Below are 16,236 nucleotides of genomic sequence, written 5' to 3'. Positions count from 1 at the left end.
GGTCTTATAAAAAGTTTAATCGTATTGAATGGTTACGGTTGCCATTGCACGGACTGTACCCGCAGTGACATTGGTTGCTGTTTGATAATAGCGAGCAGACAGCGGAATATTGTATTGTACAGTTTGATTTGAGTTGACTGTACCTACATCCAATTTGTCACCTTTGCGGATCACTTGATTTTTACTTTGGTATTTCCAAAGTAGCTGAACGCCAACACCATTAGCCTTAGTTGAGTTTGGTGCCGTATTGGCCATGACTTGGTTGTTGGTACCATCTTGTGGAAAATCAAAATCTAAACTGATCTGGTTCTTTTCTTCATATCCTGTTGGATTTTTACCGCCATTACACAAGATGTTTAAGTCAAAGGTTTGTTCGCCTTGCGTCGAACCAATACCACTAAAACCTGATTTCGTCACCGTAGGTAGTTGAACCACTTTATTAATATTGCCTTGCAGCTCACAAGAAGATGATGCAATGGTAATTGCATTAGCAAGTACAGTACTGGTTAAAAAAGGCTGATGAGGATAGCCACGCACATAATAACTACTGTATTGACCAGGAACCAAGGCACCTGAACCCGTTTGTTCCGCTGTTTTAACAATTTCAACAACGAAATAACCAGAAGCTAAATATCGAGTCCCAGAGATCCCGCTACGTTCATAAGGATAATATCCAGAGAAATTACTACTATTCTCAGCCTCACGATAGAGCCGAATGCCAATGCCTTGGATATTGGTTGAATAGATATTATTTCCCTGTGGGCTTAGGGGATATCCTTGATTCAGTTCTGCAACTACGCGATCATATCGATCACAATTATATGCGGTTGTACCTGAAGAGGTGATTGCAAAAGTCGCTTTGCGTAGGATTTTTCCGACTTCATCACTCGGGCGAACTACAACTCGCCCAACTGACATTTTTACATCATTAGGTGCATAGTTAGAGATCCGACAAGCTGCATTGGCTTCGCTATAAATACCAAGGCTTGCGGTAAGCAAAACACTATTTAAGAGTAATTTTTTCATTTGCATACGGCCTCAGTCATGATCATGCTTGCTTGAGCGTTAGAAATTTGTGCTGTTACATCATAACTGAAGTGGCACTGCTCATTGGCTTCATCGCCCCATTTTACATACAAATCACCTTTTGGCTCTTGCGTACGTAAATACACCATGCTGCCTTGCGCCACGATACCAACAGATTCATCTTTAGTATTAAATACTTGTGCTGCGAATGGTAAGCTTTCACCCGCTGCTGTTTTGGTGTTGATGTAGATGGCATAGCCTTTCTTGGTTGAGAAATCAACTTTAGCAATCGCACCAGCAAAAGGAGCAATACGTTGGCTAGTTTCTTCTAATTCAACATTGGTCGACATTTCTTGTGGGTCAAGTGTGATGTCATTTAAACGGTATGGTGTTACATAAGGAATCACAGCATAACCAGATTTATTTACACTGAGACCAACGGTGTTGTTGACTTTTGCACCTGCAGCGTCTGGTGCATACACCAGGACCATGGTTTGCCCTTGTTCTGGACCAAATAGGATGCCTTTATCATGTGCAACAATGCTACCGCTGACACTGAGCATCGCTTGTTGATATGTGTCAGCAATACTATAAGAACTACCCACCGTTGCAAAGTTGGTACGATAGCGACTGTTAACGTTGAAGCTTGGGTTCTGTCTATCTTGGTGAGATACAGATACTCCATAGTTGAAGCGATCGCTCACCATTCCGCTCATACCGACTGTACGGCTGTTTTCAGATACGGTTGCATTGACGTTAGCTGAGCTCTTTCTGAAGTTCATTGGGAAAGAGAGGGTCATTAAATATTCTGTATCGCGGGTTTGATTATTGGAACCGTATTCGATCTGACGATTAGTTGCAGAAAGTCCGTAGGTCAGACCCTGATAATTATTGCTATAACCAATTTGATACTGACGGCTGGTCTCATTACGGTTCCAATAATCATTCCAAGATCCAACCATATAAACATTACCCCAACCCTCAGGTAAACCTTGGTTTAAGGTGATTTGAAATTCACTGCGCTGTTTACCCACGGCAAAGGTATTTACACCTTTATCTTCAAGATCGCGAATGAGCAGAGCATCACGTAACTTATAATAGTTTTCAGTCGAATAACGATAGGCCGCCAAGGTTAAGTTGGTATTGGTCGGAGAAATCAGTTTGCTATAACTGAGGCGGAAACTTTGTCCTGATTGTGAACCTTGCTTGTCAAATTCAGTATTAGACTGGGTAATGTCAAATGATACCGCACCAATTGGTGTTGCTACGGCTGCACCTAATAGCAATGCACTGTAGTCCTCAGCTAATTGGAAGCCTGTATAACCCGTCAAATAGTTATTAAGACCACGTTGATATTTACCCTGTGTTACCCAAGGCGTTAGATCAATATCACGATCACGAAATTCACCCGCTGTGACAGAGTAACGGCTTAGACCAGGACGAAGCATTTGCACGACAGATGCATAAGGAACCGCGAGTTTTTGTATTTCACCATTAGATTCGATAATCGAAACTTCAAGTTCACCACCAAAACCAGTAGGGTAAAGGTCATTAATTTCAAAGCTACCCGGTGCAACCGTGGTTTGATAAATCAACTGACCTTGTTGACGAACTTCTACTTTAGCGTTGGTTTTTGCATTACCGCGAATACGGGGTGCATAGCCGAGCATACTATTCGGCAGCATACGGTCATCGCTTGAGAAATCTAAGCCACGATAACCAAATGAATCAAATAATTCACCATTGGTAAAACTATCACCTAAGGTTAAAACACCTCGATACTGAGGAAAAGCGCGCTGTAAATAGGTGCTTGTCGATTCGTAATTCGATTTCTTTTTAGTGTCTAAACCTAATTCGTTTTGAACATTGTCTTGCCATTGCCATTGACCATTATGACGAAACTGCCAGCCAGCAATATTGGCACCCGCCGTAATCGCCATAAAAGCATTGGTAGTTTCTTTATTGTCATTTAAACGGTTAAAGGTTTTATAGGCACTACCGTTATAAGATAAAAAACCAGCATTGACACCACGATCCCAAATACTCGGATCAACATAACCTTGTGCATTTTTTTGTAATACAATTTGTGGAATGGAGATATCGACACGCAGGCGTGAAGTATCAAAATCATAATAAGCGTTTTCGATCCACTCTTCGATTTTATAGCAGGCATTCGGCGCAGCAGATTCAGTACGATTCACAAGAACATCTTGTTTTACACCATATTCAAGTAATGAGCTTGAAGTGAAACAGGTAAAGGCATTTTTATTTTGTTCAGTTGAACGGAACATCATTCTTCTTTTACCAAACCAGTTACCATTGATATAAACGTCAACGTTATATTCGCCAGGTAAAACGGGGTTGCCATATTTAAAACGAGAAATATCTACTTTTTGTGCATCACCGATTAAGAAAACAGAGTCAAATTCTGCTTCCATTGGTGGGACTTGTTCTGCTGTCTGTTCTACTGCATAAACAGCCATAGGCATCGTCACCGTGATTACCCCAGAAGTAAGGTAATAACATATACGACGCTTCAAGAATTTAGCTGTTGCATTTTTCTTTGACATAATCCGTTCGCCTATTCAATGATAGGTACAAAATCATTTATTGATTTAAAATAAAGTTGTTTGTTATTGAAGCTTGATCTGATGTTCGATACGACCACCGTAATCGTTGATGCTTACATAGCTCAACTTCTCAGTACTCCCAGTTTTCAATTGGATTTTGTCCTCTGAAAAGGGCGAGAGCATTAGACCTTTAGGCAGTAGGTCAACTGACTTTCCTGCATTTTGTTGGTACACTGCAGTCATGGTGACGTGAAACGGCGTTGGATTTTTTACAATTAACGTTTGCCCGCTTTGAGCCCATTGCAATTTTTCACCGGCAAGATTGGCATCAGTTTTAATGCTGGCTGGGCGATAGAAAAATTTGATACGTGAACGGATCGCAAGCTGTAAAAAATTATCAGGAACAGCATCTTTACTGTTTGCTGTTGGTCTTGGTGGAATATCCAAAACATTCAACCAAAAAACTGTTTCTTGTTTTTGATTTAATTGGGCTGCATTTGGCAATGCCGTAATACGAAGCGATTGACTCTTGGTTGGATCAACACGCGAAATAGGGGGCGTAATCATAAACGGAACTTTAGACTGATCGGGCGTACTTTTAGCGTCACCTTCATCAATCCATGCTTGAACAAGCGATGGTTTAGAACCATTGTTACTGACTTGCAAAGTTACTTCACGAGCATCAGATGGATAAATAACGCGAGTACCATGCAAAATTATTTCTGCATGTGTTTGACTTGCGATTAAAGCCGATGACATCGTTAAACCAAGCAAAAAATTGTAACCGTTCAGTACCATTTAAATTTACTCTATGATTGCGTGAAGTGTGCAACTGCGAATTTCTAGATACCCAGAAATTCGCACCATTTATCAAAGATTATTGATAAATAATAGTGTACTGAACTGAAGTATTTACTTCACCAGCAGTAGATGCGCCAGTTGCATAATATTCAGCATAGTAGTTAAGGTCAGCACTACCACCTTCTACAACGTCAACCCATTGAGAGTTAGTTTGAGCGCCATTGCTACCCGCTGCAAGTACTGGAATTACTTGGTTGTTGCTACCTAATAATTGTACGTCAACGTTTTTAGCGCCACCAGCATTTTGGTTTAGTAAACGACCTGTATTGAAATCTACAGTTGCACCAGGTTCAAAGTAAGTTGCAACCTTACCTTTTGAACATTCATCAAGTTTGATTTGGAATGGTGTACGACCAGCAACGTCACCACTGTTTGCAAGAGTTTGTCTTGATACTGTTGGAAGCGTTACGGTAAAGTCTTTTCCAGCAGGTGTAACAATTTTACATGTTTGGTCTGTTACTAGACCATTAATTGTAATCGTTCCGTCTGCAGCTTGAGCGTTAGCAATACCTACAACTGAAAGAGCAGCGATCAAAGCAAGTTTTTTCATAATAATTTCTCGAACACATCGGCTAAAAGTTTGAATTAAAATTACTTCTCAGTTGGATTTTTGCGCTGAACAAGTAATGTGCGAAATATATATCACTAGGTTTGTAAAATGCAAACTGCATCACATTTACTTGATATGTTTCGATCTAAAATTCCGATCATAAATAAGTTATTGATATAAGGTATTTTTATTTCTGGTAAAAACAGCTTTTTTAGCCTGTTTGTTTAATATTACTTAATACTGATTGTTTTTTCCTTTCATAAAAAAGGCCTGGTTGATTATTTTTTGACCAAAAATAAATTAATCCACATTTTTTTTGTGATCTGGATTGTAGAAAATAAAAAAATAATTTAGATGAATAATCAAGTTTTTAGTGTGATTATTAGGCTTATTAACAAAAAGCTCAAAGTTCTTTTAAGAATTTTTTAAGGTTCAATCCTTAGTTTTTTAGTCATGATTAGATGAAAAAAACACCGTAAAGGAGCTTTCAATGAACATGCTTTATACCCACAAACCAAACTACTATTTCTTCGCACACAAGTTTGTTTTATTCCTAGAAAGTTATTTAAAAAGCCATGCTACGGAACAGCAAACTAGCTTTAATCTGCAGACGATCTATGATTTATTCAGTCATGATCGTGCCTCTAGTACAACCAATTTAGAAGGTATTTTAAATATTGCAGATGAATATGTGCTTGAAACAGATGAGGGCCAGCAGTCATTGATTCAGTCTTATCATGTTCATTTAGACAATCATGTGCTGACTTTAGAATTTAATGCCAAAGCAGTTGCAAGCTTAAAGGCGGGCCAAAATATTCTGAGTCCACAAGCGGCTTAAGCAATTCAAAAAATTTTTCCAGTTAATACACTTGGTGAGTAATGTCCTTTACTAAGTGTTTTTTTAACAAGCTGCACGAACCTGATCTATCCGTTATGATGGAAAGATCAGGTGAAGATAACATAGTGTTATGAGTAAGGACTTTAAATCAGAAACATATACTGTTGATGAAAGTGTTGCTGATACGATTGCTTGGTTAATGCAACATCAAGATATTTTTGATTCATTTCATTTTGATGTGCATAGCCAAGAATTGTCAGTAACCCATGCAGCCGGTGTTGATATCATCCGTGTTGGAATGTTTTTAAATGCCAAATACGGCATTTTGGTGACATCAATTTAATCATATCTAAAAAAAGCCTTGTCAAATGACAAGGCTTTTTGTTTATGCACTCATGGCATCGACAGAGAGTTCTGCAACCGTTGGTTTCGGTTTTTCCGCAGTTAAACCTAATTTAGCAAATAGAACCTGATCTTTGCCTTCACCCGCATTTGGCGTCGTAAGTAATTTTTCACCAGAGAAGAGAGAGTTTGCACCCGCCATAAAGGCAAGCGCTTGGTCAGAATCACTTAATGATTCCCGACCAGCAGAGAGACGAACATAACTGTGTGGCATGATAATACGTGCGACAGCAATGGTACGAATCCATTCAGTCACATCAAGTTTTTCAACATCAGCCAAAGGTGTGCCTTCAATTGGAACCAGCATGTTAATTGGCACAGATTCAGGATGTACTGGCATAGTCGCAAGTTCATGTAATAAACCAATGCGGTCATTACGGCTTTCGCCTAAGCCAACAATACCACCACTACATACTTTCATACCGGCTTGACGCACATGATCTAAAGTATCCAAGCGGTCGTCAAAAGTACGTGTGCTAATGATATGTGAATAATATTCACGAGAGGTGTCTAGGTTGTGGTTGTAATAGTCTAGACCTGCATCTTTTAAGCGTTCCGCTTGAGATTGGTTCAGCATACCTAAAGTCATACAGGTTTCTAAGCCCAATGCTTTCACTTCACGCACCATTTCAAGCACGTAAGGCATATCACGCTCATGCGGATTGCGCCAAGCAGCGCCCATACAGAAACGCGATGAACCAGATTCTTTTGCTGCAAGTGCTTCACGAATAACTTTATCAACGGCAATACGCTTTTCTGCTTCTAACTTAGAGTCATAACGAGCAGATTGTGAGCAATACTTACAGTCTTCAGGGCATTTACCTGTTTTGATTGAAAGTAGCGTGCTGACCTGAATCGCATTTGCTTGGAAATGCTGACGATGAACGCCTTGTGCTTGAAATACTAAGTCTAGAAAAGGTTGGTCATATAAAGCTTGGATTTCATCACGAGTCCAGTCATTACGTAAAGTCATTGTTATATCCATGATGATTGATTACAGACATTGAGATTCATCATACAGAAATCGTGCCAAAGCCAAAGGGCAAAAAACATCATTTTTCTATTCAGTGTACTTTTATTTGCTGCAATTGCTGTTGAATTGCCCAATCAATATGTACATTGACGACCTCATCGTGCGCAATTTTTGCATCTTGCAATTGCGTCACGATCTCGGCTGAGTATGGAGCATTTCCTAGGCCGATTGCAATATTACGCTTAAAGGATTGGTAGCCTGTACGGCGGATTGGGCTACCTTCTGTATTGGCTAAGAATGTTGCCTCATCCCATTGCCAAATCTCTAATAAGCTGATGTCATCTAAGTTATGTCTTGGATCAAAGTCTGGAATTGAAGCCTTTTTAGCAAAGCTATTCCAAGGGCAAATCAATTGACAATCATCACAGCCAAAAATGCGGTTGCCGATACCTGAGCGTAACTCCTCTGGAATGATTCCTTTATATTCAATGGTTAAATAGGCAATACACTTTCTGGCATCTAACATGTAGGGTTCAACAATTGCCTGCGTGGGGCAAATGTCGATACAGGCTGTACATGAACCACAATGTGCGCTAGCAGGTTGATCAAATGGCAGATCAAGTGAAGTAAACAGTTCGCCCAACACAAAAAAAGAACCTGATTTTTTATGAATTAATAAGGTATGTTTACCGGTCCATCCCATACCTGCACTTTCAGCCAGCGATTTTTCAAAAATAGGGGCGGAATCAGCAAAGGGGCGTGATTCAAAATCGCCAACTTTTTCTTTAATACGAGTCGCTAAGGTTTTAAGACGTCCACGCATGACTTTATGATAGTCACGGCCACGCGCATAACGCGCAATAATGGCAGAATTTGGTTCAAATGGTACATAACGGGGCTTGGGTGATGCGACAAGATAGTTCATGCGCACACAAATAATGCTTTTTGTACCAGGAACGAGCAAGGTCGGATCAGCACGCTTTTCTAAGTTTTCTTCTAAATAGTGCATATCTGCATGATAACCACGTTCTAAATATTCCTTAAAACGTGGCATTTGATCTTGAGCATCTGGTTTGGCAATGACACAATCAGCAAAGCCCAAGTCTAAAGCCTGTACTTTGATCCAGTCTTTTAACGCTTGCGGGTCAAGCTGTTGTAACTTGATTTTATCAGGCGTTTTCTGAGACTGTATTTGAGATGATGTGCTTGAAGCCATAAAACGATAATAAGGAGAAAAACATGCAAGCTGTAGTTTACCATAGCCGAAGTATCCAAGCATGGGAGCAACGTTGGTTTGCTCAGCAAAACTCATCTTTGGGACTCATGCAGCAAGCGGCTTGGACAATTACACAACAATTAAGTCAACAATTTCAGCAAAATAAAATTCAAAAGATCGCAGTTTGGTGTGGGCAAGGCAATAATGCTGGCGATGGCTATTATATTGCTGCGTTTCTAAAGCAACAGGGATTTAGTATCACTGTGTTTGCAACAGAACGCGGACAATCAGCGGATTTAAAACAAGCCGCAGATGATGCACAGTCTTATCAAGTCGATATTCAAAGTATTGATTATCTATTGTCAGAAAAAGCAGTTCATCAAGAAATTCCCACTTTTGATTGTCATATTGATGCTTTATTCGGCATTGGCCTCGATCGAATGCTAGATCCAAAATGGCAAGAGATTATCCAGCTGTATAATGAGCAAACAGGCTTAAAAGTCTCAATCGATATTCCAAGTGGGTTGCAGGCCAACACAGGACAAGCTTTGCCTTGTGCGGTGCAAGCCGATCAAACCTTTACAATTCTGGCTTACAAAGCAGGTTTGTTTACGGGGCAAGCTAAGGAATATGTGGGAAAACTACATTTGCTAAGTTTGATTCCAGCTGACCAAGAATTAAAACCACTTGCTTATTTGTCGCCCGAAAGAATCGTTTTACCCAAGCGTCAAGCCTTTGGTCACAAAGGCAGTTATGGGTATGTGCTTGTTGTCGGCGGTCATGCAGACATGGGCGGTGCCGTCATCATGGCGGCTGAAGCGGCGTTTCATGCAGGGGCAGGCAAAGTCAGTGTGATTTGTCATGCCAAACATCATCAAGCCATTTTGGCACGTTCACCGAATATTATGGTGCGAGACATTAACGCCTTAGATCAGGAAGCCATTCAACAGCTATTAACCCAAGTGAATGCCGTCTGTTTTGGTATGGGCTTAGGTCGAGATGAATGGGCAGAGCAGATATATTTGCAATGGTTTGATTTACTCAAGCAAAACTCACATTTAGAGGTTGTACTTGATGCAGATGGTTTGTGGTTTCTGGCCAAGCATCCGCAACAATTAAACCAGCATCTCTATGCAACGCCACATTCAGGGGAGGCAGCAACACTCTTGGGGGGGACTGCTGCGGATATAGAACAAGACCGTATCGCTGCCATTCAACAGTTAAAGCAAAAATATGCAGGGCAATGGGTGTTAAAAGGCGCGGGTAGTTTAATTTTAGAAGAACAATTATTTATTTGTACACAGGGTAATGCCGGAATGGGCACAGGAGGTATGGGCGATGTATTGGCAGGTATGATTGCCAGTTTAAAAGCTCAATTTCATCAAAAGATTGCTTTGCATGAGATCGTCAGCCTACATGCACAGGCAGGTGATTTGCTGGCTGAAAAGGGTATGAGGGGATTACAAGCGCATGACATGGGAAAAATGATATATAAAGTCGTGAATCAAAAGATTTAACGGCGTCTGCTACTGGAACGGCTACGACCGCGTGCCATACCGCCTAAGGCATTGAGTACAGCCATTTTACTCATACTACCTGACGCATGAGCATGACAAATTGCAGCGGCAAGCGCATCTGCTGCATCTGCTTGAGGTTGGATGGTTAAATTAAGCAAACGCATCACCATGAGCTGTACTTGTTCTTTTTCTGCTGCGCCGTAACCGACAACAGACTGCTTGATTTGACGTGCTGTGTATTCTGCGACTTGTAAATCTAGATTCACCAGTGCGGCAATTGCCGCGCCTCGGGCCTGACCGAGCTTAAGAGCTGAATCGGGGTTTTGTGCCATGAACACTTGTTCGACTGCTGCTTCTGTTGGACCATGAAATTTAACGATACGTTCGACACCCGCAAAAATACGTTTCAAACGTTCAGGCATTTCTTGTGTTTCAGTACGAATGGTTCCTGCATCAACAAACCGCAGCTTATTGCCATCTTTTTCGATAATTCCATAACCTGTTAAGCGTGAACCAGGGTCAATACCAATAATTAATGACATGAAGCACTATATAAATGAAAGGGTGATGATATTGTTACATAATGGGCTTTTTACTGCATAATATTTTTGTAGAATTTTGAATTATAAGGAAATAGTTGTTTTATTGAACGAATCTTGGTTGATTTATTCAATTTCTGAAAATTTAGAACTCATTTGCAAGTTTAACTTAGGCACATTGAATAAGAGTGAGTTTTGATCGCTTTGTGTGTAATTTAGACATTAATTGATAAATTAAGCGATTTTTATAAAAATAATTTGCATTGTGGGTAAGATGTGCGTATAAAGCTAACTCGTCGGTGCGGGATGGAGCAGTCTGGTAGCTCGTCGGGCTCATAACCCGAAGGTCGTTGGTTCAAATCCAGCTCCCGCTACCAACCGAATTAAATTAGTTATGCTCTGTGATGTATTTAAGGTTACTGTCTAAAAAGAATAGACAGTAATAAAGTTAGCTGAAATAACCCTAAATAAAGCTAAAAATTATTAGATTCTAGAAATGTAGCTATCCTCTCTCATCTATCTAGTGTTATAGTAAATCAAAATCGATCACTTGAGCTCAGAAATGAGTGATTTTGTGTTGAAAATTATTAATGAATGGCGTGTAGCCAAAGCCAGCAATGGCAATGAAATTTGTGTGAGAATCATCCCTTTAAAGCGTCAGCAAAATACGCTGAATGGTTTTAAATGGGTGGAAGTAGGGAAGAAGATCCTGTTGGAATCAGGTCAAGAAATTGACTTTAATTTGGACGGGAAAAGCTTTTATACGGATGTTAATCAACTTTATCGATTGACATAAATGGTTCACATACTTGTAGTATCTATTCAATAAGGATAGATTGTATTAAATCATGATGTAAAAATTTTGATTTAATTCATAAATGAACAAAGTTTAAAAGGTTTAAAGGTATGTCTGATACAGTTACTGGTACTGTTAAGTGGTTCAACGAAACTAAAGGTTTTGGTTTTATTCAAGCTGACTCTGGCGAAGATGTTTTTGCTCATTTCAGCGAAATCCAAAGCAAGGGCTTCAAAGTATTGAATGAAGGCCAACGTGTTTCGTTTGTTCTTGGTCAAGGTAAAAAAGGCCCACAAGCAACTCTAATTACTGTTATCTAATTACTTTAGACCAGTGAAAAAAAAGCTCACAACAGTGGGCTTTTTTTGTGGCTCAAATAATTTGAACTGAGTGAAATAGCGAATATTTGAGAGTAAAAGAAAATGAAATAATATGTTAAAAATTTATATAAAAATCATAATTTAGAATTTAGATGAAAATATTTAGATTTAAGTGTCTAAAAATTAAATAAAAAAATTATTTTCTATTTATTCTTAGTCCTGAATAGCGTGCGGAAAAAAGACGTAGAACGTGGGATCGATAGATAGAGATTGCGTGAAAAATGTAAAGTCGTGTATAGTAAAAGCTAACTAGAAGAATAACGCTGTTGATTCAGAAAATCTTGCATCTCATATAGTTGTAGATAAACCTTTCGTTTTATCAGATTTCCTCTCAGAGTTTATGATTCCAAGTTGCTCGCTGCTAAGCGCCCCAAATTTTTTAAAATAGGTTTAAATATATGTCTAATACTGTGACTGGTACAGTTAAGTGGTTCAACGAAACTAAGGGTTTTGGCTTTATTCATGCAGACTCTGGACAAGACGTTTTTGCTCATTTCAGCGAAATCCAAAGCAGTGGTTTCAAAGTGCTACATGAAGGTCAACGTGTGTCTTTTACAATTACTGAAGGTAAAAAAGGCCCTCAAGCAAGTGGTATTACTGTCGTTGCTTAAAACTAAGCGCGATAATTAAAAAAAGCTCACTTTGGTGGGCTTTTTTTATGTCTTGATGTAAAGCACGCTCTTTTTTAAAATTATTTTGTATTAAGTGTCGATTTTTGTCATAAATTCACCATTTGGTTGAAAAATTGCACTAGCGAGATATACGACTTTTTGCTAATTTATTTCTATTGATTTGTTAGGCAAATTAATAAGTGTAGTACATTTAATGAGCGTTAAAGTTATGGAAAACTTGGAGCCGTATGCTCAAGGGTTTGAGCAAGAAGTTCATGTACATTGCAAGAGATCTTTAGGTACGTTGTTATTCAGCTTTGTAGTATTGATTGCAACTAGTCTATAAGAGAGAAAAGCACCTTCGGGTGCTTTTTTAATTTCAATTGCTGATTTTTATTGAATCACCTCATTTTATCGTTGATACGCAGAAGATCTGGGTACATTAAATTTAATTGGTTTCATAATCTGAGTATATTGATGGAATATACGGCTACTTATATACCTATCAAAATTATTGAAAGATTCTGGTTTTGTTACTCAATTTTTCTGCGATAAGCTACTTGCATTAATCGGTAAAAAATTGTTTTAGGTGAATTTAGAATGTTTGGTGATATAAAGAAACCAGCGCATTTCGATGATGTTGTTTTTAAAGAAAGTAAAGCATATAAAAATTCTAATGAATGGAGTTGGGTCAACCCAAAGCAAGGGCAGTTTGAGCATCCTGCAAACTATTATGAGAGTTCTTTAGAGGACTGGCATTGTTTTGATGCTTTATCAGCAGATCAAGAGTGTGATGTTGTTGTGATCGGTGGTGGATTGTTAGGTGCTTCAACAGCATTGCATTTGGCTGAGCAGGGTGTTGATACGATTCTGGTTGAAAAGAATCGCATTGGTTCCGCAGCGTCAGGTCGAAATGGCGGGCAGCTCACGCCAGGCTTAGCCCGTTGGGAAGCCGAGGAGATGATTAAGCGCTTTAGTTATGAAGATGCTAAAAAACTTTGGCATTTTACCTCTACGGAAGCAATGTCTTTAATTGATCAAATTGCTGAAAAGTATGCTGTAAATTTGGCACGTAAACGTGGACATATTACCGCGGCTGTACATGAGGGGCATTTGATTGCCTTGACTCAAGGTGCAGATGCTCGGAAGTATTTGGGTGAGGATCACACGAAAGTGGTGGGTGAGTATGAGTTAAAAGAGTTGATCAAGTCCAACCTGTATAAAGGTGGTTTGGTTGATAACTTGGGTGGCCATATTCACCCATTGGCACTTAACCGCGCTTTGGCACATGGCTTCTGCCAGAATGGCGGGCGGGTGTTTGAACAAACGGAAGTGTTGTCGATCACTGAGCAAGCAGATGGAGTTTATGTGCAGACGGCATCGGGAGTGATTAAAGCACGTAAAAGTGTGGTGATTGCGGTGCACCATAATGCATTTAAGTTACTTCCTGAAAAGAAACAAACAGCAATTCCATTTCATACCTATATCGCAGTTACGGCGCCATTAGACATGCCAATTACTGAATTATTACCACAAGATCATCCTGTCTACGATACGCAATTACAGATTGATTACTATCGTGGCGTCTCCAAAAACCGTTTACTGTTCGGTGGGCAAGGAACAGGAACCAGTTGGTCTGCCGCTAAGATGAATCAGTACTTACTTGGGCGAATTCACAAAGTTTTCCCTCAGTTGGAGAATGTAGAGATGGATTTCTGTTGGAGTGGGGTCAGTGACCTGACCGTGAATGGCGCGACAGATAGCCGTAAGTTTGGAAATAAGTATCCAATTTATGCAGTACATGGTTGGAGTGGGCATGGTGTGGCGCAAACCGTCCGTATAGGTAAAGCAATTGCAGATGATTTTTCGGGTAAGAATACCGATTATGCAATGCTCACTAAAATTCAGCATAACGATATCCTCTTTGGACGTTTATTGGCACCGTTGGCGATTCCTATGTCTAAAGGCTGGTACGGCGTTACAGGAATGTTGAATCCAGGGAAAATGGTATCGTTTTAATATTTGCTTTTCTTCATTTCTAATAAAAATGTCTCCACTCTGTGAGACATTTTTTATGTTTCTTAAGCTTGAAAGATGAGAGGTGTATAAATGACTTATTCGACTTCAATTTGTTCTATATATGAATAAATATAATATGTTAGGCTAAATAAAAAAGGATGAAGTCCATGGATATTATACAAGTTAAAGATTTTTCAGCGGTAACGGGGTATACACAAGCTATTATGGCAATGGATGAGTGGGTGGATACACGACCTTACTTTTATATCATCAAAGAGCATTACTTGATTGATCAGGCTATTCGGTTGGAATACATCATTATTCAATAAGCGTATCTTTATTCTATTGGATAAGTTTATGAATGAAAAAGTATGGGCTACATCCTTATGCAGTCAGTCCATACTTGTTTACCTAAGTTCTTTTTGTTTCAAATCATAGACATAATAATCTACATTATTTTGTTATCTTTGCCTTTTCACTTTATCAGAATTCAAATTATGAAAAAGATCTTACTCTTAGGTGCAATTGTAGCCTCATTGGCAGCGTGTTCAGCAACACCAAATAAAGATATGACCCCACCAAAAATTGGTATGGCAAACCCTGCAAGCAAATATTGCGTAGAGCAAGGTGGTCAGTTGGAGATTCGAAATGAAGCCAATGGTCAGGTTGGATACTGTAAGTTACCAAATGGGCAAGTTATTGAAGAGTGGGAGTTGTTCCGCGCAAGCCAACCTAAATGTATCGCTGATGAAGCGACAAAGTTAATTGGTCAGTCTGGATTAAGCGAAAATCAAATCAAACAAAAAACCAAGTCTGAGATTGTTCGTAGTGTGGGACCAAATCAGCCTGTCACTATGGATTATCGTGAAAATCGTGTAACAGTAACGATTGATCCGCAGTCTAAGAAGATTATCCAAGCGACTTGTGGCTAATCGATAGAAATTATTGAGGCTCTCAATTAGATCAAATTTAATTGGGAGCTTTTTTATACAAGCTATCATATCAGACTTGATAAATTGAGAAATGTACCCATCAATTAGTTTATTGAGTTTATTTTATTTGTTGTGTCAGGATTGATTCTTCAAGATTGCACAAGGTTTTAATTTTCGAGATTTGACATGAATCTACTTCTTATCGTGGTATTTGGCACAATTGCCGAAGTTTTAGTTTGGATTGGCGTGGGTGACCTCGTTGGAAGTATGTGGTATGTCTTTTTCTGGTTCATTATCGCATTCTTCATTGGCTTGAATATGGTTCGTTCAAGTACATCGAGCATCATGCCTCAATTGCAGCAAATGCAGATGACAGGCCAATTAGGCAGTGATCCAGCAGTCACCAAGAAATTAGCACTGGCGATGTCTGGTTTTCTATTGATGGTTCCCGGTTTAATTTCTGATGTATTGGCAGTGTTGGTTTTAATTCCACCTGTTCAAACAGCTTTTCGTAATGCCTTGATGAAAACGATGGCCAAACGTCAGCAAGCCATGATGGATAAAATGATGGGAGGTATGGGCGCTGGTGGTGCTGCAGGACAGAATCCATTTGCTGATCTAATGCGCCAAATGCAGGACATGCAAAATCAGCAAGGTGGTGGTCAATATCGAGACTCAACCATTATTGATGGCGAAGCGCGTGAAGTAAAACCTGATCAAAAGAAAATTGAGTTTAAAGACGTGAACTGATTCAGTTTTATGTAGATAAAAAGGCACACCAATAGCGTGTGCTTTTTTATGTCTTATCTTTTTGTTGTTGTGGATTCTGAGCTGATTCTGGAGTAGTTGGCAGATCGGTTTCTTTGTTTTGTGGCTGATAGTGGCTTGGTTGAAGGGTTGTTATCTCATTTTCTGACTGTTTGTATTTACGGCTACGATTTGCACGTTCTCGAAATCCACCTTTATTAATTAATTCGGTCATGATGTATTCCAAAGTTTCAAAAGA

At 39.4% G+C, this 16,236-nt stretch carries 18 protein-coding genes and 1 tRNA gene; 11 read left to right on the top strand and 8 right to left on the bottom strand.

Annotated elements, in window-relative coordinates:
• Positions 1-15: 15 nt before the first annotated feature.
• From A7P55_RS17680 to A7P55_RS17665, 4 genes are all read right to left on the bottom strand, one after another.
• On the bottom strand, positions 16-1,026 hold the full coding sequence (locus A7P55_RS17680) for a fimbrial protein (protein WP_171553112.1): 1,011 nt from the start codon (positions 1,024-1,026) through the stop codon (positions 16-18).
• Positions 1,023-3,599, bottom strand: a complete 2,577-nt coding sequence (locus A7P55_RS17675; RefSeq protein WP_171553293.1) for a fimbria/pilus outer membrane usher protein — start codon at positions 3,597-3,599, stop codon at positions 1,023-1,025. The genes A7P55_RS17680 and A7P55_RS17675 overlap by 4 nt, the downstream gene beginning before the upstream one ends.
• Positions 3,600-3,659: 60 nt before the next feature.
• Positions 3,660-4,394 (bottom strand): fimbria/pilus periplasmic chaperone, encoded by a 735-nt coding sequence (locus A7P55_RS17670; RefSeq protein ID WP_171553111.1) that lies wholly within the window; start codon positions 4,392-4,394, stop codon positions 3,660-3,662.
• A 79-nt stretch (positions 4,395-4,473) separates the two neighbouring features.
• The gene (locus tag A7P55_RS17665; RefSeq protein WP_171553110.1) at positions 4,474-5,007 is read right to left on the bottom strand and encodes a fimbrial protein; all 534 of its coding nucleotides are present in this window, start codon (positions 5,005-5,007) and stop codon (positions 4,474-4,476) included.
• Positions 5,008-5,497: 490 nt separating this feature from the next.
• On the opposite strand from A7P55_RS17665, the gene A7P55_RS17660 reads away from it, so the two are divergent.
• Positions 5,498-5,845, top strand: a complete 348-nt coding sequence (locus tag A7P55_RS17660; RefSeq protein WP_004807786.1) for a hypothetical protein — start codon at positions 5,498-5,500, stop codon at positions 5,843-5,845.
• 130 nt (positions 5,846-5,975) lie between these two features.
• Complete coding sequence (locus tag A7P55_RS17655) at positions 5,976-6,188, top strand: hypothetical protein (RefSeq protein ID WP_171553109.1); 213 nt, start codon at positions 5,976-5,978, stop codon at positions 6,186-6,188.
• 42 nt (positions 6,189-6,230) lie between these two features.
• Here the strand turns inward: A7P55_RS17655 and bioB are convergent, their stop codons facing one another.
• Together bioB and queG are read right to left on the bottom strand one after the other, a co-directional pair.
• Positions 6,231-7,220: a biotin synthase BioB gene (gene bioB / locus A7P55_RS17650; protein ID WP_004807782.1), complete on the bottom strand. Its 990-nt coding sequence runs from the start codon at positions 7,218-7,220 to the stop codon at positions 6,231-6,233.
• Positions 7,221-7,311: 91 nt separating this feature from the next.
• Positions 7,312-8,436 carry a tRNA epoxyqueuosine(34) reductase QueG gene (gene queG, locus A7P55_RS17645; RefSeq protein WP_171553292.1) on the bottom strand — a complete coding sequence of 375 codons (1,125 nt, stop codon included), beginning with the start codon at positions 8,434-8,436 and terminating at the stop codon, positions 7,312-7,314.
• 23 nt (positions 8,437-8,459) lie between these two features.
• On the opposite strand from queG, the gene A7P55_RS17640 reads away from it, so the two are divergent.
• Complete coding sequence (locus A7P55_RS17640) at positions 8,460-9,953, top strand: NAD(P)H-hydrate dehydratase (protein WP_171553108.1); 1,494 nt, start codon at positions 8,460-8,462, stop codon at positions 9,951-9,953.
• Here the strand turns inward: A7P55_RS17640 and ruvC are convergent.
• Complete coding sequence (gene ruvC / locus A7P55_RS17635) at positions 9,950-10,495, bottom strand: crossover junction endodeoxyribonuclease RuvC (RefSeq protein ID WP_004807778.1); 546 nt, start codon at positions 10,493-10,495, stop codon at positions 9,950-9,952. The genes A7P55_RS17640 and ruvC overlap by 4 nt on opposite strands.
• Positions 10,496-10,792: 297 nt before the next feature.
• On the opposite strand from ruvC, the gene A7P55_RS17630 reads away from it, so the two are divergent.
• The 8 genes from A7P55_RS17630 (at position 10,793) to A7P55_RS17595 (ending at position 15,980) form a co-directional block, all read left to right on the top strand.
• Positions 10,793-10,869: transfer RNA gene (locus A7P55_RS17630), tRNA-Met, on the top strand.
• 185 nt (positions 10,870-11,054) lie between these two features.
• Positions 11,055-11,288, top strand: a complete 234-nt coding sequence (locus A7P55_RS17625; RefSeq protein ID WP_004807776.1) for a hypothetical protein — start codon at positions 11,055-11,057, stop codon at positions 11,286-11,288.
• Between the two features lie 110 nt (positions 11,289-11,398).
• On the top strand, positions 11,399-11,608 hold the full coding sequence (locus A7P55_RS17620; protein WP_004653101.1) for a cold-shock protein: 210 nt from the start codon (positions 11,399-11,401) through the stop codon (positions 11,606-11,608).
• A gap of 458 nt (positions 11,609-12,066) precedes the next feature.
• The gene (locus tag A7P55_RS17615) at positions 12,067-12,279 is read left to right on the top strand and encodes a cold-shock protein (protein ID WP_004807774.1); all 213 of its coding nucleotides are present in this window, start codon (positions 12,067-12,069) and stop codon (positions 12,277-12,279) included.
• A gap of 600 nt (positions 12,280-12,879) precedes the next feature.
• Positions 12,880-14,298 carry an FAD-binding oxidoreductase gene (locus A7P55_RS17610; protein WP_171553107.1) on the top strand — a complete coding sequence of 473 codons (1,419 nt, stop codon included), beginning with the start codon at positions 12,880-12,882 and terminating at the stop codon, positions 14,296-14,298.
• A 167-nt stretch (positions 14,299-14,465) separates the two neighbouring features.
• Positions 14,466-14,627: a hypothetical protein gene (locus A7P55_RS17605; RefSeq protein ID WP_016163432.1), complete on the top strand. Its 162-nt coding sequence runs from the start codon at positions 14,466-14,468 to the stop codon at positions 14,625-14,627.
• A gap of 168 nt (positions 14,628-14,795) precedes the next feature.
• Entirely contained in the window at positions 14,796-15,230 is a 435-nt protein-coding gene (locus A7P55_RS17600; RefSeq protein WP_171553106.1) for a DUF333 domain-containing protein, read from the top strand.
• Between the two features lie 186 nt (positions 15,231-15,416).
• Entirely contained in the window at positions 15,417-15,980 is a 564-nt protein-coding gene (locus A7P55_RS17595) for an FxsA family protein (RefSeq protein ID WP_171553105.1), read from the top strand.
• Positions 15,981-16,026: 46 nt separating this feature from the next.
• Here A7P55_RS17595 and A7P55_RS17590 read toward each other — a convergent pair whose 3' ends face one another.
• A complete protein-coding gene (locus A7P55_RS17590) occupies positions 16,027-16,212 on the bottom strand; it encodes a hypothetical protein (protein ID WP_171553104.1) in 186 nt (61 codons plus the stop codon).
• Positions 16,213-16,236 lie beyond the last annotated feature (24 nt).

This window comes from Acinetobacter sp. Ac_5812 (assembly GCF_013072695.1).
GTDB lineage: Bacteria > Pseudomonadota > Gammaproteobacteria > Pseudomonadales > Moraxellaceae > Acinetobacter.
Note: the sequence above shows the minus strand (reverse complement) of the source record. Positions and strands in the feature narration are given on the sequence as shown.